Source organism: Kitasatospora sp. NPDC029312, from assembly GCF_055569215.1.
Map to the genome: position 1 here is coordinate 231,760 of NZ_JBVHXY010000005.1, position 25,068 is coordinate 256,827.

Annotated in this window: 22 protein-coding genes and 2 tRNA genes; 14 read left to right on the forward strand and 10 right to left on the reverse strand. The window is 73.0% G+C overall.

Annotated elements, in window-relative coordinates; all coding sequences use genetic code 11:
- Positions 1–26: 26 nt before the first annotated feature.
- On the reverse strand, positions 27–1,586 hold the full coding sequence (locus ACZ4WV_RS07140; RefSeq protein ID WP_465743644.1) for a glycosyltransferase family 39 protein: 1,560 nt from the start codon (positions 1,584–1,586) through the stop codon (positions 27–29).
- A gap of 172 nt (positions 1,587–1,758) precedes the next feature.
- Between ACZ4WV_RS07140 and ACZ4WV_RS07145 the strand changes: the two genes are divergently transcribed.
- Positions 1,759–1,831: transfer RNA gene (locus ACZ4WV_RS07145), tRNA-Arg, on the forward strand.
- An 88-nt stretch (positions 1,832–1,919) separates the two neighbouring features.
- On the opposite strand, the gene ACZ4WV_RS07150 is transcribed toward ACZ4WV_RS07145, so the two are convergent.
- Entirely contained in the window at positions 1,920–2,762 is an 843-nt protein-coding gene (locus tag ACZ4WV_RS07150) for a phosphatase PAP2 family protein (protein ID WP_465743646.1), read from the reverse strand.
- A gap of 434 nt (positions 2,763–3,196) precedes the next feature.
- On the opposite strand from ACZ4WV_RS07150, the gene ACZ4WV_RS07155 reads away from it, so the two are divergent.
- Together ACZ4WV_RS07155 and ACZ4WV_RS07160 are read left to right on the forward strand one after the other, a co-directional pair.
- A complete protein-coding gene (locus ACZ4WV_RS07155; RefSeq protein WP_465743648.1) occupies positions 3,197–4,168 on the forward strand; it encodes a sigma-70 family RNA polymerase sigma factor in 972 nt (323 codons plus the stop codon).
- 93 nt (positions 4,169–4,261) lie between these two features.
- Entirely contained in the window at positions 4,262–4,621 is a 360-nt protein-coding gene (locus tag ACZ4WV_RS07160) for a hypothetical protein (RefSeq protein WP_465743650.1), read from the forward strand.
- 43 nt (positions 4,622–4,664) lie between these two features.
- On the opposite strand, the gene mscL is transcribed toward ACZ4WV_RS07160, so the two are convergent.
- From mscL to ACZ4WV_RS07180, 4 genes are all read right to left on the reverse strand, one after another.
- Positions 4,665–5,081 (reverse strand): large conductance mechanosensitive channel protein MscL, encoded by a 417-nt coding sequence (gene mscL / locus ACZ4WV_RS07165; protein WP_465743652.1) that lies wholly within the window; start codon positions 5,079–5,081, stop codon positions 4,665–4,667.
- Positions 5,082–5,678: 597 nt separating this feature from the next.
- Entirely contained in the window at positions 5,679–5,999 is a 321-nt protein-coding gene (locus ACZ4WV_RS07170) for an FmdB family zinc ribbon protein (protein ID WP_465743654.1), read from the reverse strand.
- A gap of 125 nt (positions 6,000–6,124) precedes the next feature.
- The gene (locus ACZ4WV_RS07175; protein WP_465743700.1) at positions 6,125–7,429 is read right to left on the reverse strand and encodes an MFS transporter; all 1,305 of its coding nucleotides are present in this window, start codon (positions 7,427–7,429) and stop codon (positions 6,125–6,127) included.
- 467 nt (positions 7,430–7,896) lie between these two features.
- Positions 7,897–9,381 carry a potassium/proton antiporter gene (locus ACZ4WV_RS07180; RefSeq protein ID WP_465743656.1) on the reverse strand — a complete coding sequence of 495 codons (1,485 nt, stop codon included), beginning with the start codon at positions 9,379–9,381 and terminating at the stop codon, positions 7,897–7,899.
- A 272-nt stretch (positions 9,382–9,653) separates the two neighbouring features.
- Between ACZ4WV_RS07180 and ACZ4WV_RS07185 the strand changes: the two genes are divergently transcribed.
- A complete protein-coding gene (locus tag ACZ4WV_RS07185; protein WP_465743658.1) occupies positions 9,654–12,374 on the forward strand; it encodes a penicillin acylase family protein in 2,721 nt (906 codons plus the stop codon).
- Between the two features lie 100 nt (positions 12,375–12,474).
- Here ACZ4WV_RS07185 and ACZ4WV_RS07190 read toward each other — a convergent pair whose 3' ends face one another.
- The gene (locus ACZ4WV_RS07190) at positions 12,475–13,062 is read right to left on the reverse strand and encodes a 5-formyltetrahydrofolate cyclo-ligase (RefSeq protein WP_465743660.1); all 588 of its coding nucleotides are present in this window, start codon (positions 13,060–13,062) and stop codon (positions 12,475–12,477) included.
- A 67-nt stretch (positions 13,063–13,129) separates the two neighbouring features.
- Between ACZ4WV_RS07190 and ACZ4WV_RS07195 the strand changes: the two genes are divergently transcribed.
- The 10 genes from ACZ4WV_RS07195 (at position 13,130) to ACZ4WV_RS07240 (ending at position 22,640) form a co-directional block, all read left to right on the forward strand.
- Positions 13,130–14,038, forward strand: a complete 909-nt coding sequence (locus ACZ4WV_RS07195) for a GGDEF domain-containing protein (RefSeq protein ID WP_465743662.1) — start codon at positions 13,130–13,132, stop codon at positions 14,036–14,038.
- A 51-nt stretch (positions 14,039–14,089) separates the two neighbouring features.
- A complete protein-coding gene (gene galU, locus ACZ4WV_RS07200) occupies positions 14,090–15,010 on the forward strand; it encodes a UTP--glucose-1-phosphate uridylyltransferase GalU (RefSeq protein ID WP_465743664.1) in 921 nt (306 codons plus the stop codon).
- 25 nt (positions 15,011–15,035) lie between these two features.
- Positions 15,036–16,373 (forward strand): molybdotransferase-like divisome protein Glp, encoded by a 1,338-nt coding sequence (gene glp / locus ACZ4WV_RS07205; protein ID WP_465743666.1) that lies wholly within the window; start codon positions 15,036–15,038, stop codon positions 16,371–16,373.
- Positions 16,374–16,501: 128 nt separating this feature from the next.
- On the forward strand, positions 16,502–16,942 hold the full coding sequence (moaC, locus tag ACZ4WV_RS07210; RefSeq protein ID WP_465743702.1) for a cyclic pyranopterin monophosphate synthase MoaC: 441 nt from the start codon (positions 16,502–16,504) through the stop codon (positions 16,940–16,942).
- Positions 16,939–17,454, forward strand: a complete 516-nt coding sequence (locus ACZ4WV_RS07215) for a MogA/MoaB family molybdenum cofactor biosynthesis protein (protein WP_465743668.1) — start codon at positions 16,939–16,941, stop codon at positions 17,452–17,454. Before moaC ends, ACZ4WV_RS07215 begins: the two co-directional genes overlap by 4 nt.
- The gene (locus tag ACZ4WV_RS07220; protein ID WP_465743704.1) at positions 17,451–18,077 is read left to right on the forward strand and encodes a GNAT family N-acetyltransferase; all 627 of its coding nucleotides are present in this window, start codon (positions 17,451–17,453) and stop codon (positions 18,075–18,077) included. The genes ACZ4WV_RS07215 and ACZ4WV_RS07220 overlap by 4 nt, the downstream gene beginning before the upstream one ends.
- A 150-nt stretch (positions 18,078–18,227) precedes the next feature.
- The gene (sepX, locus tag ACZ4WV_RS07225; RefSeq protein WP_465743670.1) at positions 18,228–19,253 is read left to right on the forward strand and encodes a divisome protein SepX/GlpR; all 1,026 of its coding nucleotides are present in this window, start codon (positions 18,228–18,230) and stop codon (positions 19,251–19,253) included.
- 70 nt (positions 19,254–19,323) lie between these two features.
- Positions 19,324–19,397: transfer RNA gene (locus tag ACZ4WV_RS07230), tRNA-Ala, on the forward strand.
- Between the two features lie 339 nt (positions 19,398–19,736).
- Positions 19,737–20,993, forward strand: coding sequence for a glycosyltransferase 87 family protein (locus ACZ4WV_RS07235; protein ID WP_465743672.1), 1,257 nt, complete (start codon positions 19,737–19,739; stop codon positions 20,991–20,993).
- A 15-nt stretch (positions 20,994–21,008) separates the two neighbouring features.
- On the forward strand, positions 21,009–22,640 hold the full coding sequence (locus tag ACZ4WV_RS07240) for a DUF2079 domain-containing protein (protein ID WP_465743674.1): 1,632 nt from the start codon (positions 21,009–21,011) through the stop codon (positions 22,638–22,640).
- On the opposite strand, the gene ACZ4WV_RS07245 is transcribed toward ACZ4WV_RS07240, so the two are convergent.
- The 3 genes from ACZ4WV_RS07245 to ACZ4WV_RS07255 all read right to left on the reverse strand — a co-directional run bounded on the left by ACZ4WV_RS07245 (position 22,630) and on the right by ACZ4WV_RS07255 (position 24,911).
- Positions 22,630–23,112: a universal stress protein gene (locus ACZ4WV_RS07245; RefSeq protein ID WP_465743676.1), complete on the reverse strand. Its 483-nt coding sequence runs from the start codon at positions 23,110–23,112 to the stop codon at positions 22,630–22,632. The two genes, ACZ4WV_RS07240 and ACZ4WV_RS07245, sit on opposite strands and share 11 nt — an antisense overlap.
- Positions 23,113–23,175: 63 nt before the next feature.
- Positions 23,176–24,039 carry a peptidase gene (locus tag ACZ4WV_RS07250; RefSeq protein ID WP_465743678.1) on the reverse strand — a complete coding sequence of 288 codons (864 nt, stop codon included), beginning with the start codon at positions 24,037–24,039 and terminating at the stop codon, positions 23,176–23,178.
- A 2-nt stretch (positions 24,040–24,041) separates the two neighbouring features.
- Positions 24,042–24,911, reverse strand: a complete 870-nt coding sequence (locus ACZ4WV_RS07255) for a vWA domain-containing protein (RefSeq protein ID WP_465743680.1) — start codon at positions 24,909–24,911, stop codon at positions 24,042–24,044.
- Positions 24,912–25,068 lie beyond the last annotated feature (157 nt).

Below are 25,068 nucleotides of genomic sequence, written 5' to 3' on the forward strand. Positions count from 1 at the left end.
CTCCCCCTTCGGCGTGAGCGGGGGCCTCAGTTCGTGCGGTCGAGCAGCGCGAGGGTGAACCCGCCGAGCGGCACCACCGCGTCCGGCTCGCCGTACCGCGCCCTGAGCGCCCGCGCCTGTTCCTGCGCCACGGCGGCCAGCGGATCCGCGGTGTCCCCGAGGACGAGCAGCCAGATCCGGGGCACGTCCCCCAGACAGGCCGCGGGCTGCGGGCAGGGCTCGGGGGTCAGCTCCTCGGCGTCGTCGGCGCTGCGCGCGACGAACACCGGGAACGGCCGGACGCTCCGGGGCAGGTAGTAGCTGACGCCCGGCCAGACCATCGCCCAGGACTGGTCGCCCATCGGGGCGGCCAGCCCGTCCCCGGGGCGGTACCCGGCGACGATCTCCGAGGCCGCCTCCCGGAACGGCTCCTCCGAGCCGGTGTGCGAGCCCACGTACCGCACCTCGGGCTGCGCGGGCAGCGCCGCCACGGCCGGCCCGGCGAGCAGACCCACCGCCAGCAGCCCGCCGGTGACGACCGCCATCCGAGGCGGAACGATTCTCCTCGGCGGCCACGGCGCCCATGGCGCCCCGGCCCGGGCCGCCACGGCGCGGTACACCGCCGCGACACCGCCGCCGGCGAGCACCGCCCAGGCGGGCACCGTGAACAGCAGGTAGCGGTCGAGGAAGTACGAGGTGGCGCTCTGCGACACCAGCCAGACGCCCACCACCGGGAGCACCGCCAGCAGCAGCGGCTGGCAGGCCCGCAGCCGTCGGCCCGGCAGCAGCAGCGCGAGCAGCCCCAGCAGGGCGAAGGCCCGGGCCACCCACACCGTGCCGAACAGGTGGCCGCCGAAGCCGACCAGATCGCTGAGGGAGGGGCTCTCCACCCAGCCGAGCTGCCGGTCGGACTGCCGACTGCCGAGCAGTGCCACCGGAAGCAACGGCAACGCCGCCACGGCGACGGCGACCGGGTACTGCCAGAGGACCCGCCGGTCCGCCCCGGCCCGGCCGCGCCACAGATGCAGCAGCACCACGACGATCTGCCCGAGGACCGTGCTCCACGAGACCAGGTGCCAGGCCCCGGCCAGCGCCATCGCCGTGCAATACGGCGCCCAGCGCCGCGGGCCCGGCCGCTCCAGCGCCCGCAGCAGGAAGTAGGTGGCGGCCGCGATCGAGCAGGTCGCCAGCGCGTAGGCGCGCGCCTCCTGGGCGTAGTGGGACACCTGAGGCGGCACCGTGAACAGCAGTCCCGCCCCGACGGCGGCCAGCCGGTCACCGAACAGCCGCTCGGCGGCCAGCGCCACGAACGCGGCCGCCCCCGCCATCGCGAGCACGGACGGTATCCGCAGCGCCACCGGCGAGTCGCCGAGCATCGTCGTCCAGCCGTGCATCAGCAGGTAGTACGCGCCGTTGCTGGCATCGACGTGCCGGAGCAGCCCCAGCAGGTTCCCCAGCGAGCGGGTGGACACCGTCCAGGTCGCGATCTCGTCCCGCCAGAGCTCGGGCGTCCCCAGCCGGTACGAGCCGACGGCCAGCATCACCACCGCGGGCCAGAGCCACACCGGCCCCAGCAGCCGAACGGCCGGGCGCACAGCTGCTGTCATCAGGGCCTTCGTCTCCTTCGGGCGGCACCGGGCGATGGGAACACTTGTCGCAGGCTACTTGACCTGCCCTGACACCCCGTCGGCAGCTCACCCCCGGCGTCACCCCCGGCCACCACCCCCAGCCGACGCCCGATCCGGTACGCTGTGAACGGCCTGGTCACAGACCGGCCCCGCCTCAGTAGCTCAGGGGATAGAGCACGGCTCTCCTAAAGCCGGTGTCGCAGGTTCGATTCCTGTCTGGGGCACAGCGCAGCACCGCAGCTCACAGGCCCCCGTCCGAGTCGGACGCGGGGCCTGCGGCGTTGCTGCCGGGGGCGTCCGCTGACGAACTCGTCAGCGGGCGGGTTCGTCAGCGGACGGGTTCGTCCGGGCGGGTTCGTCCGGGCGGTTGACGGGGTCGCCCAGCTCCGCGTCCTCGGCGCGCGGCGGCCGGACGTAGGGCACGATGACCCGCTGGACGCGGGGCCTAGTGAGCCAGTTGACCCGCCGTACGTCCCGGGCCAGGGCGCCCGGCCGCCAGAGCTCGATCACGGCGGTCACCACGCCCAGGACGACACCGGCGGCCAACCAGCCGGCCAGGACGTCGCTGGGCCAGTGCACCCCGAGGGCGACGCGCGTCCAGCCGATGGTGAGGACCGTGCCCGCGGCCACCGCGCAGGCGGCGGTTCGGCCGCGGCGGTGGACCCGGTGCCAGACCAGGCCGACCAGGACGGCGCAGGTGATCGCCGAGGACATCGCGTGCCCCGAGGGGAACGCCGGACCGGCGGCGTGCGAGACCGGGTCGCTGAAGGCGGGGCGTTGGCGGTCGACGGCCAGCTTCAGCGCCCACTGGACACCCCAGCCGACCAGGGCGTGGGCGGCCACCCAGCCGGCCAGCACCCGGGCGCCGATCAACAGCAGCCAGACGGCCGAGACCCCGAGAAGAGCACGCATGGTGACGGGCCCGCCGATGTCGGAGAGGGTCTGCACCGAGGCGGTCCAGATCCGGTGTTCCCGTGCGTAGATGTGGAGTTCGCTGATCCAGTCCTGGTCGAACTGGTGCAGAGGGTGCCAGTGGTGCGTCACCAACGCCGCCAGGAGGCCGAACAGCGCGGCACAACCCAGCGCGAGCGCGGCGTCCCGGAGGAGGCCGCGATGACGCGCAGTAGCGAAGGTCGAGCTGTTGGTCAGGTGCATGCCTGACACCTTCCCAGCGCCCCACGCCGATCGGGAGCTGGAGCGATAGCGATTTGGCATCTTTTGTGAGGAGGACCTGCGTGCGCCGGGGTGTGAGCGCGGGCGGAGAGCCGCGGCGCGCGGGAACGTGCGCGCTCGCTCCCCGGTTCAACGGGTAGGCGACGGTTGCGTGGAGGGTCGGTGAAGAAGCGACCGGTTTCGAAGGGCTGGGTAGTCGCAAGTGGGCGCGGATCGTGTTCAGTTGGTCGCTGAGCGTCAGGTTCGAGTGAAAACCGGCAGGATACTGCATCGCCGGGAAGAATCTGAGTGACTTGGGAATGTTGTCCGGATTCTGTTCGTTGGATCGTTACGTGTGAGCCCCGCAGGGCCCGCACTTCTTGCCCCCGCGGGGCAGGGCAGGCAGACCTCGGCAACACCAGTCAAAGGGAGCAAGCATGGCCACCCGTGCCGTCGTTCGCGACAGGGCCGACCGGAGTCGCGCGGCCCGCCCGACCAACCTCGAGGCCGACCGCGACCTGGTCGGCATGTACCTCGACGAGATCGCCAGGACGCCCCTGCTCGACGCCGCCGAGGAGGTCGAGCTCTCGCTGCGGATCGAGGCCGGCGTGTACGCCCAGCACCTGCTGGATGAGGACAGACTCCCGGACGGCGTCACGCGCGAGGAGCTGGAGGCGATAGCCGAGGACGCGGAACGCGCCAAGGATGTCTTCATCCGCTCCAACCTCCGCCTGGTGGTCGCGGTCGCACGCCGCTACCCGCGCAGTGGCCTCCCGCTGCTGGACCTCATCCAGGAGGGCAACGCCGGGCTGGTGCGCGCCGTCGAGAAGTTCGACTACGCCAAGGGCTTCAAGTTCTCCACCTACGCCACCTGGTGGATCCGGCAGGCGATCACCCGCTCCATCGCCGACCAGTCCCGGACGATCCGGCTCCCCGTGCACCTGGTCGAGGAGCTCGGCCGGATCCGGCGGGTGCAGCGGGAGAAGTCCAAGGAGCTGGGCCGCGAGGCCGAGCCGGCCGAGATCGCGGCCGAGCTGGACACCACCGAGGCCCGCATCAAGGACGTGCTGGACTGGGCGCGTGACCCGGTCAGCCTGAACATGTCGGTCGACGACGAGGGCGAGACCCAGTTCGGCGACCTGGTGGAGGACACCGGAGCGACGTCCCCCGAGGACGCCGTGATGGTCATGCTCCGCCGTGAGGAGCTGGACGACCTGATCGGGCGGCTGGACGACCGCACGGCCTCGATCATCCGCTCCCGCTACGGCATGGAGGACGGCCGCGAGCGCACCCTCACCGAGGTGGGCAAGCAGCACGGCCTCACCCGCGAGCGGATCCGTCAGATCGAGAAGCACGCCCTGGCCGAGCTGAAGAAGATCGCCGACCACGCGGGCTTCGAAGCCGCCTGACGTACCTGTCACGGCGGCTGTACACGGCCGAGCCTGGCTTTGCCCCTTCCGGGCCCGAGTGCGGAGCGCTTCGCACCCGGGCCCGGGGCCGCCATGGGGCTCTTACCCTGGAAGGACGGGATGGCCCGGCTGATCAGGGGAGTGGGAGTGGTGGACAAGGTGAGCGAGCAGGAACGCGGCCGGCAGGACCGGAGCAGCCGGGAGCAGGACCGGCAGGAGCCGAACGGCCAGGAGCCGAACGGCCAGGAACAGAACGACCAGGAACAGGGCCGGGAGCCGGAGGACCGGCGGGCGGCCGCCAAGGCTCGGCTCGTCTTCCGTGACCCCTTCGACCAGCAGTCCCGGGACGACACCGACGCCGGCTGGGGCGAGCGCCCCGGGGCGGGTGGGGAGAGCGGTGGACGGGGCCTGGACTGGTACCTGAGCCAGCGCCCCCCGCACCACGGGGAGTGAGGCGGTATACACCGACGCGCCGCAGGACTGGTGCAGCGCCGGACTAACGTGCCGTGACCAGCGCGTCTCGGATCTCGGTCAGCAGTTGGACCTCCTTGGCCTCGACCTCCGCCGCCTCCTCGGCGGCGGTCTTGCGCCGGGCCGCCATCCTGTTCATCGGCACGATCAGGGCGAAGTAGACGACGGCCGCCGTGATCAGGAACTGTAGGGCGGCACTGAGCACAGATCCCCACAGGATGAGGATTCCGGACGTGACCTCACCGGTGGAGCTCACCTCGCAGGGCCCCTTGAGGCAGGAACTGTAGGACGCCAGGTCCTTCGTCCCGAACACGCCCACGATCGGATTGATCACGCCCTTGACGAAGGCGTTGACGATGTTGGTGAAGGCCGCGCCGATGACCACGGCGACGGCGAGTTCGACGACATTTCCACGCAGCAGGAATTCCTTGAAGCCCTTCATGCCGCCTCGAACGACGAAGTCGTTCCCAGGTCACGGGTGGTCCCCCGGAGTCCCGGACTGACAACCCTGGTGGCCTACTGGGCCCTGCGACGGGGGCGGCCCGGCCCGGCCGGGGCCGAACGCGAGCGCTGCCGCCACCGCGAGCAGTACCAGCGCGGGCACGCCCGCCCGCCGCCGGACGGCCCGGCGCCAGCGGTACCACCCGCCGCAGCCGCGCCGGATCGGCGGGAAGCTCGGCAGCTCCCGCCGAGGCGGCACGGTGGGGGCGGGCAGCGGAACGTACGGGCTCGTGGGCGTCATCGACGTCACCTCCGGACTCGATCGGTCGGTCTCTGGTGACCCACACGATGCGCGTCCCGGGCACTGCCGGAAAGTCCCTTCCCTCAGCCTGTGGATAACCCGCCCCTGTGGACAACTTCGTACACTCGCGCGAGTGAGACCGACCTCGCCGCGCTGACGAGAGACGTCCTGCGCTGACGAAAGGCGCGCAATCGGGGAGATGCGTGCGGCCGTGGAACGGCGCAAGGCCCGCCGCCCCGCGTGAAGCGGGGCCGACGGGCCTTGCGCGAAGCTACCGAACGCTGCCGGGCGCCGAGGTCAGCTCGCGGCCGGAGCCGGGCTGCTGGAGGCGGTCGAGGAGCTCGACGAGCCGGAGGAGCCGGAAGAGGACGACGAGCTCGAATCCGACGAGGACGTCGAGGAGCCGGAGGTCGCACCGCCCCCCACCGAGCTGCTGGAGGACGAACGGCTGTCGGTCCGGTAGAAGCCCGAGCCCTTGAACACGACGCCCACGGCCGAGAAGACCTTGCGCAGCCGTCCCTGGCATTCGGGGCACGTGGTCAGCGCCTCGTCGGTGAACTTCTGCACCGCCTCCAGGCCGTTGCCGCACTCGGTGCACTGGTACTGGTACGTGGGCACTTGTCTTCCTCCTGGCACTCTCGCCTGATGAGTGCTAACGATGGTCAATGATGCGGCATTCCGCTGGATCAGTCCAGCGACTCCGGTGTGACATGAGCCGGTGCCGGGCGCCGCCGACCGTCCGTTCAGCCCTTCGCCGCGCCGACCAGCTGCGTCGCGCCGCCGCGCTCGGTGGACCCGGCCACCACGCGGCCCGCCCCGCCCGGCGTCACCAGCAGGCGCCGCATGGACACCAGTGCCAGCAACCCCAGCCCGGCGCCGATCACCGGCACCAGGAACCCGACCGAGGGGCCGTGGCCGTCGATCAGCTTGCCCGCGGCCATCGAGCCGACCGCCAGCCCCAGCCCGATCGCGCCGGTCAGCCAGGTGAAGGCCTCCGTCTTGGCGCCGTCCGCGACCAGCGTCTCGACCAGGGTGTAGCCGCTGATCAGGGTCGGCGCGATGGCCAGGCCGCAGACCAGACCCGCGACGGTCAGGGCGATCAGGTTGGGCATCGCCCACAGCACCGAGCAGCCGAGCACCAGCAGCGTGTAGCTCATGACCATCCGCTGCTGGACCGGCCGCCGCCAGGCGATCACGCCGTACAGCACGCCGGCCAGCATCGAGCCGCCCGCGAAGATCCCGTAGACCGTGCCGCCGGCGTCGTGGTGGCCGACCGAGTCGGCGAAGGCGTTCACCGACACCTGCATGCCGCCGAACACCGCGCCGACCCCGAGGAAGGCGCCGACCAGCAGCCGGACGCCGGGCGAGGCGAGCGCCGAGGCACGCCGCACGCCGGGCTGGGGCAGGATCCGGGCCGGGGCGGTGCGCCGCTGGGCGGCGAAGGCGAGGCCGCCGACCAGGGTCAGCGAGGCCTCGGCGACCAGTGCGGCCGCCGGGCTGACGAAGGCGGCGATGTTGGCGGCCAGGATCGGGCCGATCACGAAGGTGAACTCGTCCGTCACGGACTCGAAGGCGAACGCGGTGCTCACCTTGGCCGCGGCGGTCGGGGAGGCGCCCTCCCCGGTGAACTTGGCGACCCAGCGGGCCCGGACCATCGCACCGATCTGCGGCACGCTCGCCCCGGCGGGGACGGCGGCCAGGTACAGGCTCCAGGCCGGCGCGTGGCCGAGCGCCAGGGCGATCAGCAGGGCGACCGAGGCCGCGTGCACCAGCACCGTCGGGACCAGCACCGAGGCCTGGCCGTACCGGTCGGCCAGTCGCCCGGTCTGCGGTCCGATCAGGGCCTGGGAGACCGCGGCGACGGCGGTGACCGTACCGGCGGTGCCGTACGAGCCGTGGGTCTGGGTGACGAGCAGCAGGATGCCCATGCTGAGCATCGCGTACGGCAGTCGCGCGACGAGGGCGGGGGACAGGAACGTCCAGGCGCCGGGAGTGCGCAGCAGCTCCCCGTACCCGACCCGGGCGGGCGCGTCGGCGGCGGTGTCCACGGTGTCGGCCGCGGTCCGGGGAGTGCTCTCCGCGGCGGTGTCGACCGTTCGGCGGGCCGTCACGGTCGGTCCTTCCTGCTGCCTGGTAGCGCGGCAGGGCATGGGGTGGCCCCGACGGCGCCGAGAGTCGTCCTCTCGCGCGTCGACCGAGGTAGATACCGGGTCGGCCGGGCCTGGTGGGCCGGGGGCCGGACCGCGGCCGCCGAGCGGTCGCGCCAACTCTGCGTCAGGCAGATGCTGGGGTGGTCTAGCGGTGGTTATACGGCGTAGTCGAACCAGCATACAGTTACGCGCGTAGACTCCGCCAGCCCAAACCCTCCGACCCGTGCCGGTCTGCGCCCTCACGCCGCACCGCTCGCGCCGGGCCGCACCGCTCGCGCCGCGCCGGGCCGCACCGCTCGCGCCGCGCCGGGCCGCACCGCTCGCGCCGCGCCGGACCACCCGAGCCGAGGCCGAGCCCGTCGGGCTCAGCGCCCGTACAGCCAGCCCGCCAGCTTGCCGCCCCTGTCCACGGCCCGCAGCCGCCGCTCCGCGGCCTCGCCGACCTCGTCCGTGGTGACCACCAGCAGCTCGTCCCCGCCGCGCAGCACCGTCGCCTTGTCCGGCACGAAGGAGTTGCCCTCCCGCACCACCAGGGTGACCGCCGCCCCCTTGGGCAGCCGCAGCTCGCCGATCTCCACGCCGGACATCCGCGAGGTCGGCGAGAGCGCGACCGACAGCAGGTGCCCGTGCAGCTTCTCCAGCGGCGCGGACTCGATGCCGAGGTCCTGGCCCATCGCACCCTCGCCGATCCGGAGCCGTTTGGCCACCCAGGGCAGGGTCGGCCCCTGGAGCAGGGTGAAGACGACGACCAGGATGAAGACGATGTTGAACACGTCCTCGGCCTTGTGGGCGCCGGAGACCACCGGGATGGTGGCCAGCACGATGGGCACCGCCCCGCGCAGCCCGGCCCAGCTCAGCAGCGCCTGCTCGGCGGCCGGCACCTTGAACGGGGTCATGGTGAGCACCACGGAGAGCGGCCGGGCGAGGAAGACCAGCACCCCGCCGACCACCAGCGCGGGCACCACGGCGTCCCCCATGCTCTCCGGGGCGGAGAGCAGCCCGAGCAGCACGAACATGCCGATCTGCCCGATCCAGGCCAGCCCGTCGGCGAAGCCGCGCACGGCCGGTCCGTGCGGCAGCTTGGAGTTGCCGAGGATCACCGCGCAGACGTAGACGGCGAGGAAGCCGGAGCCGTGCAGCAGCGCGCCGCCGGCGTAGGCGAGCACGGTCAGGGCCATCACGGCGATCGGGTACAGGCCGGAGGAGGGCAGCGCGACGTGCTTGACCCCGTACGCACCGAGCTTGCCGACGGCGAGGCCGATCGCGGCGCCGATGGCCAGCTCGGCGAGGATCGTGCCGATCATGACGTACCAGGGGTCCAGCTCGCCGGCGGTGGCGAAGGCGACCACCAGGATGACCACCGGGGCGTCGTTGAAGCCGGATTCGGCCTCCAGCAGGCCGGTGAGCCGGTGCGGCAGCGGCACCGTCCGCAGTACGGAGAAGACGGCGGCGGCGTCGGTGGAGGAGACGATCGCGCCGAGCAGCAGTGACGTCCGCCAGTCCAGGCCGACCAGCCAGTGCGCGCCCGCCGCGGTGACGAACACGCTGACCCCGACGCCGACCGTGGCGAGCGCGGTGGCCGCCGGCATCATCGGCCTGACTTCGCGCCAGCTGGTCTTGAGGCCGCCCTCGGCCAGGATCACCACGAGCGCCGCGTAGCCGAGCACCTGGGTGAGTTCGGCGTTGTTGAAGGTGACGCCGATTCCGTTCTGGCCCAGCGCGACGCCGATCCCGAGGTAGATCAGCAGACTCGGCAGCCCTGAGCGGGTCGAGAACCGCACGGCGACCACCGCGACGAGGAGGATCACGGAGGCTTCGAGGAGGAGCTGGTTCAGATGGGCGACGTTCACGCAGTGGCACCTCGGGCAGGCATGGGCGGGCGGGGTGTCTGGTGGTGCTGGGGTGTTCGATGAGTACGGAGAGGGGTGCGCGGAGCACCTGACCGCTAAGAAGCCGTCAATGCTCCTGTTGCGGATCGTTACTCAGTCTAACATTTTGCCATATCTTTAGCTTGGTCCCCCGTTCACGGCACTCCGCCGACTCGGCCTAATGTGGTGCCCTGTCACGGCCCCAGGCCCTGGACACGCCCGCCCGCCCCGAAGTCAGGACCGCAAGGACCCAGATGCCCCGCTCGAAGAAGTTCCGGCGCGCCCGTCTGTTCGTGATCGTGCTGGTCGTGCTGCTGGTGGCCGGAGTCGGCTACGGCGGCTACCGCGGGGTCACCGCGGTCCGCGCGTCCTTCCCGGAGGTGGACGGCAGCGTCAAGGTGGCGGGCCTGAGCGCGCCGGTCGACGTCAAGCGCGACGCCAACGGCATCCCGCAGCTGTACGCGGACACCGCCGAGGACCTGTTCCGCGGCCAGGGTTACGTCCAGGCGCAGGACCGCTTCTGGGAGATGGACGTCCGCCGCCACATCACGTCCGGCCGGCTGTCCGAGATGTTCGGCGACGGTCAGGTCGACACCGACGCCTTCATCCGCACCATGGGCTGGCGGCAGGTGGCGCAGAAGGAGTTCGACACCAAGCTGTCGCCCGAGACCAAGAAGTACCTGCAGGCCTACTCGGACGGCGTGAACGCCTGGCTCGCCGAGCACCCCGGCGGTGAGAAGGCCTCGCTGGAGTACGCCCTGCTCGGCGCCGTCAACAGCGGCTACCAGCCCGAGCAGTGGACCCCGGTCGACTCGGTGGCCTGGCTCAAGGCGATGGCCTGGAACCTGTCCGGGAACCTCCAGGAGGAGGTCGACCGCTCGCTGCTGGCCCAGGACTTCGGCCCGGACAAGATCGCCGAGCTGTACCCGGACTACCCGTACTCCCGCAACGGCACCATCGTGAAGACCGGCACCGTCTCCGGCGACACCTACCGCCCGGCCGACGGCTCCGCGCCGTCCGGCGCCGCGCCCGGCGCCGCCACCGCCCAGGGCGCGGCCACCACCAAGGCGCTGATGCAGGGCCTCACCGACCGGATCGACGCGATGCCGCAGCTGCTCGGCCGCCCCGGCCAGGGCATCGGTTCCAACTCCTGGGTGGTCGCCGGCTCGCACACCACCACCGGCAAGCCGCTGCTGGCCAACGACCCGCACCTCGGCCCCGGCCTGCCCTCGGTCTGGTACCAGATGGGCCTGCACTGCCGGACCGCCTCGCCGGCCTGCCAGTTCGACGTCTCCGGCTTCACCTTCGCCGGCATGCCCGGCGTGGTGATCGGCCACAACAAGGACATCGCCTGGGGCTTCACCAACCTCGGCGCCGACGTCACCGACCTCTACCTGGAGAAGGTCACCGGCCCGGACACCTACCAGGTGGACGGCAAGGACGTGAAGTTCGACCTGCGCAAGGAGACCATCAAGGTCGCCGGCGGCGAGGACCGCACCATCACCGTCCGCACCACCCAGACCGGCGCCCCGCTCATCTCCGACCAGAGCACCGAGCAGCAGAACGTCGGCAAGTACGCCCCCAACGGCACCTCCGCCCCCGACCGCGGCACCGGCGGCTACGGCGTCGCCCTGCAGTGGACGGCACTCAGCCCCGGCAAGACCATGGACGCCGTGTTCGAGCTGGACAAGGCCCGCAACTGGGACGACTTCCGCGGCGCCGCCAAGGACTTCGCCGTCCCCGCGCAGAACCTGATCTACGCCGACGCCAAGAACATCGGCTACCAGGCCCCGGGCGTCATCCCGGTGCGCGGCAAGGGCGACGGCTCCATGCCCGCCCTCGGCTGGGACCCCTCGTACCAGTGGAAGGCGGACCCGGTCCCCTTCACGGCGCTGCCGTGGAGCCTCAACCCGTCCTCGGGCTACATCGTCACCGCCAACCAGGCCGTGGTGGACGCGGGTTACAAGTACCCCCTGACCAAGGACTGGGAGTACGGCACCCGGGCCAAGGAGATCACCGACCAGATCGAGGGCCTGCTCAAGAACAACGGCAAGATCTCGCCGGACGACATGCAGAACCTGCAGCTGGACAACACCAGCATCATGGCCAAGACGCTGGTCCCGCTGCTGCTCAAGCAGCAGATCGACGACCCGTACGTACGCGAGGCCCAGGACCTGCTGAAGGACTGGAACTTCCACCAGGATGCCGACTCGGCCGCCGCCGCCTACTACAACGGCGTCTGGCGTAACCTGCTCAGCCTCGCCTTCGGCCAGAAGTTCCCGGCGGACATCCGGGCCAAGGACAACTGCCTGCTGGTGCGCCAGCAGGACGACCCGACCAAGCCGGACAGCTCCAGCAGGATCGTCACCCAGTGCGGCACCCGCGACCCGGGCAAGGCCCAGCCGGACGGCGGCGACCGCTGGACCGAGGTGGTCCGCGCCCAGCTGGACAAGCCCGACAGCTCGTGGTGGACGTACATCGACTCCCAGCACAAGGAGCAGAAGGGCCTGGACAACCTGCTCAAGGAGGCGATGAAGAACGCCCGGCAGGACCTGACCTCGCTGCTCGGCAAGGACATCTCCACCTGGAGCTGGGGCCGCCTGCACAAGCTGGAGCTGCGCGAGCAGACCCTCGGCACCGACGACTCCTCGATCGCCTCCGGCGTCGTCCACAAGCTGCTCAACCGGGGCCCCTACCGCCTCTCCGGCGGCTCGGCGGCGGTCGACGCGGCGGGCTGGAACGCCGCGGCCGGCTACCAGGTGGACTGGATCCCGTCGATGCGCATGGTGGTCGACCTCAACGACCTGAACTCCTCGCGCTGGGTCAACGTCGGCGGCGCCTCCGGCCACGCCTTCAACGACAACTACAACGACCAGACCGACCTCTGGCTCAAGGGCAAGCTGCTGACCTGGGCCTTCACCCCGGACGCGGTGGAGAAGGCGACCAAGCACAAGCTGGTGCTCGCCACCGGCTGACGGTCCGTACGGCCCTGGTCGGCGGCCCCGCTCCCCCTGGAGGGAGCGGGGCCGCCGCCGTTGTCCGGCCGAGGCCCCGCACTCGGCTGAGGGCTTTCGTTCAGCCCAGCCTGCGCACCCCCGACGGGGTGACCGCCAGGTCCACCGGCCGGTCGTGCGGCTCGGCCGGCACCCGCTCCAGCAGCTCGTGGTCGTACAGAAGCACCGCCAGCACCGGCCGCACCCCGGCCCGCTCCAGCCGGGCCAGCACCCGGTCGTAGCTGCCGCCGCCCCGGCCCAGCCGCAGCCCGGTGCGGTCCACCGCCAGGCCGGGCAGCAGCACCAGCGAGGCGGCCGTCACCGCCTCCGGACCCAGCCGCGGCCCGACCGGCTCCAGCAGTCCGCGCCCGGCCGGGGCGAGCGCCCTCGGCCCCGTGTACTCGGCCCAGTCCAGGTCGTTGTCCGGCAGCAGGACGGGCAGCAGCACCTGTGCCCCGGCTGCCCGCAAGGCGTCCAGCAGCGGCCTGGTCCCGGGCTCTCCGCCCACCGACACGTAGGCGGCCACGACGGCGCCCGGCCCGGCCAGTTCCCCGGCGTGCCCGGCCAGCGCGCGGGCGGCCTCCGCGCGCCCCTCAGAGGAGAGTGCGCGGCGTCGCGTCAACAGGCGTGACCTCAGGTCGCTCTTCTCGTTGTGCACCGGATCCTCCATGTCCCCAGACCGTTCTGGTCCCCAGACCGTCGACGCGCAGAGCCTGACACGCGAAAGGGAGCCCCGATTGTCCACCCCGCTGCTGGTCCAGGCCCTGGCCGCGCTGAGCGCCCCGGCGCTGGGCGCCGCCGGCGTGCTCGGGCTGCGCGCGCGCCGGGAGCGGGCCGAGGCCGCCGAGGACCGGCAGCGGCTGCGGGCACGGATCGCCGAACTGGAGGAGCACTGCGCCGAACTGGAGCGCACCGCCTCCTGCGACCCGCTCACCGGCGTGTGGAACTACCGCCACCTGCAGCTCACCCTCGACCGGGAGATCGAACGATCCCGCCGTGCCGAGCACGCCGACCAGGCCGACGGCCCCCGCCCGCTCGCCGTACTGCTGCTGGAGATCGCCGGCTTCGACGCCGTCATCGCCGAGCACGGCCGCGCCCGCGGCAACGCGATACTGCGCGACCTCGCCCAGCGGCTCGCCATGGAGATCCGCCGCGCCGACACCCTCGGCCGCTACAGCGGCCACGAGTTCCTGGCGCTCCTGCCGGACACCGGCGCCGACGGCGCCGCGCAGGTCGCCGAGCGGCTGGTCTGGTCGGTCCGGCGCCACCTGCTGCTCGACTGGTCGTCCGGCACCCGCGCGCCCCGCCCGGCCCAGGGCAACGGCCTGACCGCCGCGGCCGGCATCGCCGTGCTGCCCGAGGACGGCACCCACGCCGCCGTCCTGCTGCGGGCCGCCGACGCGGCGCTCGCCGAGGCCCGGGCCGCGGGCGGCGACTGCTGGCGCAGCGCACCGCGTCCCGAGCGGCGTTCCACGGGGTGCGGCGGAGCGCCCGCTTCCGCTCCGAAAGAGGCAGCGACTGCCGAACGTGACCGTTCGGAAAAGGCGGGTAGTCTGTCCGCCTGTACCGGAGGGGACCCGCATGCCCAGCCGGTCGCCTCCCATACGCCTGCCACCGTGGCCGTGCCCCGCGACGCGCTGTCCTAGCCGTCCGACCGCGCTCGGCCGGGCGAAAACGTGCCTGAGTAAGGTAAACGCATGACGACGACCACCTCCCGTATTCCGGTAACCAAGGCCGTGGTACCCGCGGCCGGACTGGGCACCCGCTTCCTCCCGGCCACCAAGGCCACCCCGAAGGAGATGCTGCCGGTCGTCGACAAGCCGGCGATCCAGTACGTCGTCGAGGAAGCCTCGGCAGCCGGCCTGTCCGACATACTGATGGTCACCGGCCGTAACAAGCGCGCGCTCGAGGACCACTTCGACCGCGCCTACGAGCTGGAGGAGCTGCTCGTCCGCAAGGGCGACGAGGACCGCCTGCGCCGGGTCCGCGAATCCGTCGAGCTGGCCAACATGCACTACGTCCGCCAGGGCGACCCCAAGGGCCTCGGCCACGCCGTCTCGGTCGCCGAACAGCACGTCGCCGGCCAGCCCTTCGCCGTCCTTCTCGGCGACGACCTGATCGACCCGCGCGACCCGCTGCTCTCCCGCATGATCGAGGTGCAGCAGGAGCTCGGCGGCTCGGTCGTCGCCCTCATGGAGGTCGACCCCTCCCAGATCCACCTGTACGGCTGCGCCGCCGTCAAGGCCAACGGCTTCGGCGAGGACGTCTTCCAGGTGACCGACCTGGTCGAGAAGCCCGAGCCCGGCGAGGCCCCCTCGAACTACGCCGTCATCGGCCGCTACGTCCTCGACCCGCTGGTCTTCGACGTGCTGCGCGAGACCCCGCCCGGCCGCGGCGGCGAGATCCAGCTGACCGACGCCCTGCGCGAGCTGACCGGCCGTGAGGCCGCGGACGGCGGCCAGGTGCACGGCGTGCTCTTCACGGGCCGCCGCTACGACACCGGCGACCGCGCCGACTACCTGCGCGCTATCGTCCGTCTGGCCGCCGAGCGCGAGGACCTGGGCCCGGAGTTCCGCTCCTGGCTGCGGGAGTTCGTCGCCTCCGAGCTGCAGGACTGACACCGAGACAGAGAGCGAGCCGCCGATGACCGGGTCCACCGAGCACAGCACCACCCCCGCAGCCTGCTGCGACGGGTCCGGGGACCGGGCACCGGCGGCTCCTCGCTTCTGGACCGTGGACGAGCACCTCGCCGACGTGCTCGCCGCGGTCGGCCCGCTGCCCGCGATCGAGCTCCAACTCCTCGACGCCCAGGGCTGCCGGCTGGAGGAGGACGTGGTCGCCGACGGCGACCTGCCGCCCTTCGACAACAGCTCGATGGACGGCTACGCGCTCCGCACCGCCGACACCGAGGGCGCCACCGACACCTACCCGTCGGTGCTCTCGGTGGTCGGCGACATCGCCGCCGGCGCGGGCGACCTGCCCAAGGTCGGCCCCGGCCAGGCCGCCCGGATCATGACCGGGGCCCCCGTGCCGCCCGGCGCCCAGGCCGTCGTCCCGGTCGAGTGGACGGACGGCGGCACCGGCACCGGGGTGGCCGCCGCCGCGATGACCGCCCCGGTCGCCGACGAGGAGGTCCGGGTGCTGCGCCCGGTCACCGCGGGCGCGCACATCCGCCGGCGGGGCAGCGACGTCGCGGCCGGCGCCACCGTCCTGGAGGCCGGCACCCGGCTCGGCCCCACCCAGCTCGGCCTGCTCGCGGCGATCGGCCGGGCCACCGTGAAGGTCCGCCCGCGCCCCCGGGTGGTGGTGCTCTCCACCGGCAGCGAGCTGGTCCAGCCCGGCGAGCCGGTCGGGCCCGGGCAGATCGCGGAATCCAACAGCTTCACCCTCACCGCGGCCGCCCAGGAGGCCGGCGCCATCGCCTACCGGGTCGGCGCCGTCCCCGACGAGGCCGACCGGTTGCGCGCCGTCCTGGAGGACCAGCTCGGCCGGGCCGACCTGATCGTCACCAGCGGCGGGGTCAGCGTCGGCGCGTACGACGTGGTCAAGGAGGTCTTCGCGGCCTACGGCGGGGTCGACTTCCGGAAGCTGCGGATGCAGCCCGGCAAGCCGCAGGGCTTCGGCCGGATCGGCGGCACGGCCGGGGTGCCGCTGCTCGCCCTGCCCGGCAACCCCGTGAGCGCCTACATCTCCTTCGAGCTCTTCGTCCGCCCGGTCATCCGCACCATGCTCGGCGCCGCCGACGTCCACCGTCCGGTGGCGCGCGCGCTCTGCCCGTCCGCGCTGCGCTCCCCGGCCGGCCGCCGGCAGTTCCTGCGCGGCCGGTACTCGGCGGCGGACGGCACGGTCGAGCCGGTGGGCGGCGCGGACTCCCACCTGGTGGGGGCGCTGGCCCGGGCGAACTGCCTGATCACCGTCCCCGAGGACGTCACCGAACTGCCGGCCGGCAGTGAGGTCGACGTGGTGTTGCTGGACTCCTGACCGCCTTCGGTCGGAGGGGGAGCGGTACGGTAGCGCGGTATTCGACCTGCGCGCCCCTGGAGTTACCCGTGACGACACCGAACCCCGGCGACCGCCTCACCCACGTCGACGACCAGGGCGCCGCCCGGATGGTCGACGTCTCCGAGAAGGCCACCACCGCGCGCACCGCCGTCGCGGCCGGGCGGGTCAAGGTCTCCCCGAAGGTGGTCGAGCTGCTGCGCGGCGAGGGCGTGCCCAAGGGCGACGCCCTCGCGGTGGCCAGGATCGCCGGGATCATGGGCGCCAAGCGCACACCCGACCTGATCCCGCTCTGCCACCCGATCGCGGTCTCCGGGGTCACGGTCGACCTCGCCGTCGCGGACGACGCGGTCGAGATCACCGCGACCGTCCGGACCGCCGACCGCACCGGCGTGGAGATGGAGGCGCTGACCTCGGTGACGGTGGCCGCGCTGACCGTGATCGACATGGTCAAGGCGGTGGACAAGGGCGCCGCCATCGAGTCCGTCCGGGTGCTCAGCAAGACCGGCGGCAAGAGCGGCGACTGGTTCGCGCCGGAGGTCCGGGCATGACGCCGGTCGGAAGGGCCCTGGCCGTCACCGTCTCCAACCGGGCCTCGGCCGGGGTGTACGAGGACAAGGGCGGCCCGCTGCTGGTGGCCGGACTGACCGCGATGGGCTTCACCGCCGACGGCCCCCGGGTCGTCCCCGACGGTGAGCCGGTGGAAGCCGTCCTGCGCGAGGCCGTCGCGGCCGGGTACGACGTGGTGCTGACCACCGGCGGCACCGGCATCTCCCCGATGGACCTCACCCCCGAGATGACCGCCCGGGTGGTCGACCGCCTGATCCCGGGCATCCCCGAGGCCATTCGCGCCCACGGCCGCGACAAGGTGCCGACCGCCGCGCTCTCCCGTGGGCTCGCCGGGCTCGCCGGACGTACCCTGATCGTCAACCTGCCGGGCTCGACCGGCGGCGTCAAGGACGGCCTGGCCGTCCTGGAGCCGCTGCTCGCCCACGCCGTCGACCAGCTCGGCGGCGGGGACCACCCCCGGCCCGACGCACCAGCTTCCGGGAGAGCGCACTGAACGCCGGCTGGCCGGTAGAGCTCCACGAGGGGGAGGTCACGCTGCGCCCGATCCGGGCCCGTGACCAGCGCGAGTGGCAGGAGGTGAGCCGCCGCAACCGGGACTGGCTGCGGCGCTGGGAGGCGACCGTGCCGCCCGGCCCGCCGGGCCGGGCCGCCGGGCCCCGCCCGTCGTACCGGCAGATGGTCCGCTTCCTGCGGCACGAGGCCTCGTCCGGCCGGATGCTGCCCTTCGTGGTGCTCTACAAGGAGCAGCTGGTCGGCCAGTTGACCGTCGGCGGGATCACCTGGGGCTCGATGTGTTCGGCCAACATCGGCTACTGGATCGACGAGGCCGTGGCCGGCCGGGGCATCATGCCGACCGCCGTGGCGCTTTCGGTGAACTACTGCTTCCACACGCTCGGACTGCACCGGATCGAGGTCTGCATCCGCCCGGAGAACGGCCCGAGCCGACGGGTGGTGGAAAAGCTCGGCTTCCGCTCGGAGGGAATGCGCCCGCGCTATCTCCACATCGACGGCGACTGGCGGGACCACCTGGTCTACGCCCTGACCGCCGAGGAGGTCCCGGAGGGGATGCTGGAGCGGTGGCGGGCGCTCAGCTCCGGTCGGGAACCCGGTAATTGAATATATGTTCGAAAGAAATATCGATATGGCATCGGCGCGGCGGCGGACCGCCACAAATACCGGCAAAATAGTCGGAGAATCAGCTTGATCACACGACACGCCGCGTCAAATTGCTGCCACGCCTTCCCCGGCGCCCGTACGGTGTGAATCGTGAGCAGTAGCGGCCTTATCTACGCCGTCATCGTAGGGGCCTGGGCCGCCTATCTGGTGCCGATGTGGCTCCGCAGGCAGGACGAACTCAACGAGGCGCGCCCGACGGAACGCTTCAGCACCGCCATCCGCCTGCTGGCCGGGCGTTCGGCACTGGAGCGGCGGGCAGCCCGGGCCCTGAGCGACGAACCGCGCGACGACGAGCACAGCGACGACGGTCCTCCCGAACGGGACGAGGCCGCCTCCGGCGACCCCGCCGCCCGGGAGCCCGCCCGGGAGTCCGCTCGGGAGTCCGAGCCCCCCGCGGAGCGCCCTGCCGAACGCCCGGCCCCCGCGCGGCCGGCCGGGACCGAGCGCCGGGCGCGGCTGCTGGCCCGCCGGCGCCGGATGGTCACCGTCCTGTTCCTCGCCTTCGCGCTGGGCGCCGTGGTCGCAGCGGTGGCCGGACTCGCCTTCCTCTGGGTCCCGGCGGTCCCGGCGGTCCTCCTCACCCTCTACATCGGCCACCTGCGCAAGCTGGAGCGCCAGCGCTACGAGGTGAAGCTGGACCGTGTCCGGGCCGCCCAGGCCGCCGAGCAACTGCGTCGGCGCGAGCAGCAGCGCGCCGAGGCCACGGTGGCCGGGCACGACCCGGTCCAGGCGCCCGCCGAGGCGGAGCCGGCCCCGGCCGAGCCCGTCGAGCGGCCGCCCGGCCGCCGCCCGCACCTGCGGCTGGCCGCCGAACCGGAGGAGGCCACCGTGTCGGTGTCGGCCTCCGCGGTCGCCGAGGCGACCGAGCACGAGGAGTGGGTCGACGGCATGCGCGAGCGTGGCGCGGCCGGCCCGGACTCCTGGGAGCCGGTGCCCGTCCCGCTGCCGACCTACGTCACCGCGCCGGTCGCCCCCCGGGTCTCCCGCGGCCTCGACCTGTCGGCCCCCGGCACCTGGACCGCCGGACGCCCGGCCGAGTCCCGCAACACCCCGCTGTTCGATCAGTACGCCGAGGCCCCCGAGCCGGAGGCCCGCCGCCGCGCGGCCAACGAATGACGGCGACCGCCCCCCGGTCAGGGGGGTGGTCACGGAGCCCCTCCGGAAGGTGCTAAAGTTTCTTCTCGTTGGGGCTGTGGCGCAGTCCGGTAGCGCACCTCGTTCGCATCGAGGGGGTCAGGGGTTCGAATCCCCTCAGCTCCACCCAACGGGCCGACTCGGATCGGTCCGGAAATCCCGCCGGGAGTCAACTCCCGGCGGGATTTCGCGTTTTGCGGCCCCCGGGCTCGTCAGGGCGGCTCTGTGGCCTGGACCACAACACGCGGGCGGGCTGGATTCTGACGCCGTTTGGGCCTCAGAGGGGTCGGTTATGGTGGGTGGGCCCAGACGCTGACGAGGGAACGATCTGGTCTATCTCAACGGGGTGCCGTCGCGGTGCGCGAGTTCGGTCTGAAACGGTGGACGCGAGAAGCGGACCCGGAGGAGCCCGGCGGACGCCCGGCGACCGGAAGACCGAACTCCCTGACCCTCGCGGCGGGCTGCGTGGCGGCGGTGTCGCTCGCGGCGTTCGTCCTGGTGCGGCACCTCCACGGGGCGACCATGGTCGACATGCTGGTGTACCGGGCCGAGGGCCAGGCGGTGGTGGACGGCGCGGACCTCTACGCGATGCGGCTGCCCGGCTGGGACCTGCCGGCCACCTACCCGCCGTTCGCCGCGATGCTGTTCGTGCCCAGTTCCTGGTTCGACGTGAGTACCCTGCGCGTCCTGGTGATGCTCCTCAACTACGCGCTGCTGGCCGTCGCCGTCCACCTCTCCCTCCGGCTGGCCGGCTGGCCCCGGCGCACCCGCACGGCCGCCGTGATCCTCGCGACCGGCCTCGCCGTCTGGCTGGAGCCGGTGTACACGACGTTCCAGTACGGCCAGGTCAACCTGGGCATCCTCTGCCTGGTGCTGTGGGACCTGACCCGTCCGGACCGCAGCCGGTTCAAGGGCGTGGGCATCGGGCTGGCCACCGCCGTCAAGATCACTCCGGGCCTGTTCACCGTCTACCTGTTCCTGACCGGCCGCATCCGGGCCGGCCTGGTCTCGGTCGCCACCTTCCTCGGCGCGGGCCTGATCGGCTGGATCGTGCTGCCGGACGCCTCGTACGGCTTCTGGAGCACCTACCTCTGGGACCCGAGCCGGGTCGGCGTCACCGTCCTGGTGGACAACCAGTCGCTGCGCGGCGCCGTCTGCCGGCTGCTGGACGTGAACGACCCGGGCCTGGTCGGGGTGATCGCCTCCGCGCTGGTCGGGGCGCTCGGGCTGGGGGTGGCGGTGCTCGCCGGGCGCTCCGCCCGGGTGCTGCGGCGGGCCGACGCCTGGGGCGCCGTCTGCGCGGCCCTCACCGCGCTGCTGGTCTCGCCGATCAGCTGGACCCACCACTGGGTCTGGTGCGTCCCGCTGATCGCCCTGCTGGTGGTGGAGGCCAGGACCAGGGGACGGCGGGTGCTGGCGGCCGTGACGCTCGCGGTGTTCCTCTCCCACGTGATGTGGACGGTGCCGCACCGCTGGGGTCGCGGCGTCGCCTGGTACTGGCAGCTGCCCGGCTCGATCTACCCGCCGCTCGGCATCGCCGTGCTGGCCGTCGTCGGCCTGCGGGTGTACCGCGCCCGGCGCGGGACCGTCGACGCCTCGGCCGGCGCCCGGGGGCTGCTGGGCCACGCCGGGTCCGTCCTGCCCGGCCCGTCCGTCCCGTCCGTCCGGGACGTCCCGGACACCGAACTCGACCGTGACCCCGCCCTGACCAATCGGACCTGACGGATCAGAGTCGACGTGACCACCCAGACCGCAACCCCGACGCCGTCCCGGGCCGCCGCGCCCGCCGCCCGCCGGGCGGTGGCCGCCCTGGGCTCGCCCGTCCGCCGCACCGTGCTGCTCGGTGCGCTGTGCTTCGCGGTGACGTGTGCCGTCGGCCTCCAGGGCTGGGCCTCCGTGTCGCTCGGCGGCTTCGACCTGGGCATCTTCGACCAGGGCGTGCGCGGCTACGCCCACTTCGGGCTGCCGGTGTCGACGCTGAAGAGCTACCACCACGAGTTCCCGCCCGGGTTCTCGCTGCTGGGCGACCACTTCTCGCCGGTCCTGGCGCTGCTCGCACCGCTGTACTGGATCTGGGACGACCCGCGCTCACTGATCATCGGGCAGGCGCTGCTGTTCGCGCTCGGGGTGCCGTTGATCCGGCGGATCGCCGCCCACTGCTTCGCGGACGCCGAGCCGCGCACCGCCCGGCGGGCGGCCGACCTGGCCGGGCTGGTCCACGCGCTGGGCTGGCCGCTGCTGGTCGCCGCCCGGGTCGGCTTCCACGAGGTGGCGTTCGCCGTCCCGCTGACCCTGCTGATGCTGGAGCGCGGCCTGGCCCGCCGGTACGGCACGGTGGTGCTCGCGGCGGCCCTGCTGTGCTGCACCAAGGAGGACCTCGGCCTCATGGTCGGTGCGTACGGCCTGGTGCTACTGCTGCGGACCCGCCGCGCCGGCGACCGCGGCGGGGACCGCGCCGGGCGCTTCACCGGGATCGGGCTGCTGGTGGGCGGGCCGGTCGCCTCGGCGGTGGCGATCAAGTGGCTGATCCCGGCGATGGGCGGGGAGCCGGGCTACTACTGGAACTACACGACCCTCGGCGCAGACGGCGGCGAAGCCGTCCGGAACCTGCTGCACAACCCGTTCCTACTGGTGCAGACGGCCTTCGACCAGCCGCTCAAACCGCTGCTGCTGCTCTGGCTGTTCGGCACGATGTTCCTGCTGCCGCTGCGCTCGGCGACCGCGCTGTGCGCGCTGCCGCTGCTGGCCGAGCGGATTCTGTCCAGCAACCCCAACCACTGGTCGATCGCCCGGCACTACGACTCGATGCTCTGGCCGATCCTGCTGACCGCCGCGATCGAGGTGCTGGGCCGGCTGAGCGGCGCCGAGCGGCCGGAGCGGACGCGCCGGCGGGCCCGGCTGCTGGGCCTGGGCACGGCGGGGGTGGCGCTGGTGGCCGCGGTGCCGATCGGACTGCTGCAGCTCGCCGTGCCGTCCTCCTGGGAGCCCAGGGCGAGCGAGGCCGCGCTGGTCCGGGCGGCGGCGCTGATCCCGGACGGTGCCTCGGTGGAGGCCGACAACCAGATCGCGCCGCGACTGACCGCGCGGACCGACGTGGTGCTGGTGGACGGGACGCCGCGGGGGCGCGAGTACGTGCTCACCCGCTCGGACAAGCGGTCCTTCCCGTTCAAGACGGACAAGGAGCAGGCCGACCGGATCCGGCTGCTGCTGGCGCACGGTTACCGGCAGCTCTGGGCGGAGGACGGGGTGGTGCTGCTGCACCGGGAGAGCGGTGAGCCGGTGCCGGGCGAGCACGTGCCGGGGCCGGGCAGCAAACCGGTCCAGGACGAGGTGCCCTCCGACGTGGGGCACAACCTGTTCAAGGGCTGACGGCGCCGCCCGCCCCGGGCTCCCGGACGATGACCACCGGGCAGGGCGCGTGGTGCAGGCAGTACTGGGCGATGATGCCGAGCGGGGCGTCCGGCGGGGTGGAGTGGCCGCGGTTGCCGAGGACCAGCAGGGCGGCTCCGGCTGCGGCGGCGACCAGGGCGGGGCCGGGCGGCCCGACCTTGAGGTGGCGGCGCAGCGGGACGGTGCGGGCGGCGGCCGTGTCGGCGAGATCGGTCGACCCGGCGAGAGCGGCCGACTCGGCGAGGATGGCGGCGGCCCGTCGCTCCAGGCCGAAACCGTCCAGGGCGGGCAGGACGAGGCCGTGCTCCCCGTGGAGGCAGGGGAAGTCCCAGACGGCCACCGCCTCCAGCGGGCCGCCGGTGAGGCCGGCCAGGCGGGCCGCCCAGGCGACGACCGCGCGGGCGGGCGCGGAGCCGTCCACACCGACCACGATCCGGCCGTGGGGCTGCATGCCCCCATGGTCCCAGAGATGCCGAGGGCCGGCCGGGCGTCCGGCCGGCCCTCCTGCGAGCGGTTACGGGCGGTCGGCGTAGGAGCCGTGCTGGTGCGAGCCCTGGGGCGGGACGGCGCCGTAGCGGCCGGGGCGCTGCCCGCGCGGGTGCCGGGTCAGGTTGTAGCCGAGGACGCCGGCCAGGGCGGCCAGGAAGCCACCGCCGATGGTCCAGTACCAGCGGCTGTTCCAGCCGGAGAACCAGCCGGTGTACCAGTGCTCCTCCTCGGCCACGGGGGCCGCCGCCTTGGCGGTGCCCGCGCCGCCGCCGACCGGCGGGACCAGCGGGGCCTTCAGCTCGCCGCCCTCCGGCTGGGCGTTGTCGGCGCCGCCCTTGGCGCTGACGTGCAGCCGGGCGCCGGCGGCCAGGCCGAGGTCGGGCTGCGGGGCGTCGGTGACCGAGAGCCGGACGTAGTAGGTGCCGGGCAGCGGGTCGCCGGACCACGGCTCGGCCCAGGTGCGGACCTCGCGCAGGGTGCAGTCGAGCGCCACGGTGCCGGTGTTCTGGTCGGCGGTGGCGTTCTGGGTGCCGGCGGTGCAGGACTGGCGGCGGCGCAGCCCGTCGAAGACCTCGACGGCCCAGGTCTGCGGGCCGTGCCGGTCGGCGGAGGCGGCCAGCGTGACGTTCAGGCTGACCTTCGGCGTCTGGCCCTCGGCGGCGCCGAACGCCCAGTACAGGTAGTCGCCGGTGGAGATGGCGACATCGGCGTCCTGGCCGGGGGAGAGGTTGACCGCCGTCAGGAAGGAGGTGCCGGCCTTGGTGGCCGGGGCGGGAGTGCCGCTCGCGCTCGCCGTGGGCGACGGTGCGGCGGAGGCGGCCGGTGCGCCCAGCGCGAGGGCGGGCAGCAGGGCGAGGGCGGCGAGGGCGCCGCGAGTCGTCGTACGCATGGTCAGTTCTCCCGCCAGACGGCGATGCGCCAGCGTGCGATCCAGCCGAAGAGCAGGCCGAAGGCCAGGCCGGCCAGGGTGAGGGTGAGCAGCAGGATCCAGCCGCGGCCGAGGCCCATCGCGGCGCCCTCGGGGGCGGGCGAGGCCGAGGCCAGGTCGACGGTCAGCTCCAACGGCATGCCGGGATCGGCCTGGACGCCGGGCTGCGGGGCCAGCGAGTTGCTGACGACCAGGCAGACGGTGGTGTCCGGCTTTCCCTTGGACGAGGAAGCCGAGGAGGCCGAGGAGGCCTGGGAGGTCGGGCTCGCCGTGACGTAGCCCTTGGAGTCGTCGGTGGACCAGCGCAGCCCGGTGGAGATCACGTCGGTGCGGGCGCTGCCGGCGTCGGTGCCGCGGACGAGTTCCTGGCCGGTGGCGCTGGTCGCCTGGAGCAGGACGCCGTAGTCCCGGTTGACCGGGCGGTCGAGCGAGACGCTGACGGAGGCGCGCAGTTCCTGGCCGGACTTGACCGGGACCTTGTAGACGCGGTGCTCGGAGAACTTCTCGCGGTCGGTGTAGACGCCCGGGGCGAGCACCGGCGCGGTCTCGCACGTGTCGGTGCCGGCGGTCTTGACCGGGGTCACCGCGTAGGTGTCGTTGCTGCGGTCGACCAGCTGCTTGACCTTGTCGGTGAGCTGCTGGGGGGTGCGGACGTCGGTGTAGGTGCCGCCGGTGGCGTTGGCGATGCAGAGCAGCTGCTGGCGGGTCTTGTCGTCGTGCGCCAGGCCGAGGGTGTCGACCACCAGGTGGATGCCCTGAGCGGCGAGTTCGCGGGCGACGTCGCAGGGGTCGGGCGGGGTGCAGGTGTCCTCGCCGTCGGTGATCAGCACCACCCGGCGGGTGGTCTCGCCCTTGCCGAGGTCCTGGGGGGGGGGGGGGAGGGGGAGGGGGGGGGGGGGGGGAGCGGGGGACGCAAGGGGGGGGACACGAGATTTGGACGGAGCCCTTCTGTTTTTGCCCACAGGAAAAAAAGCGCTGTGTCCCTTAAGC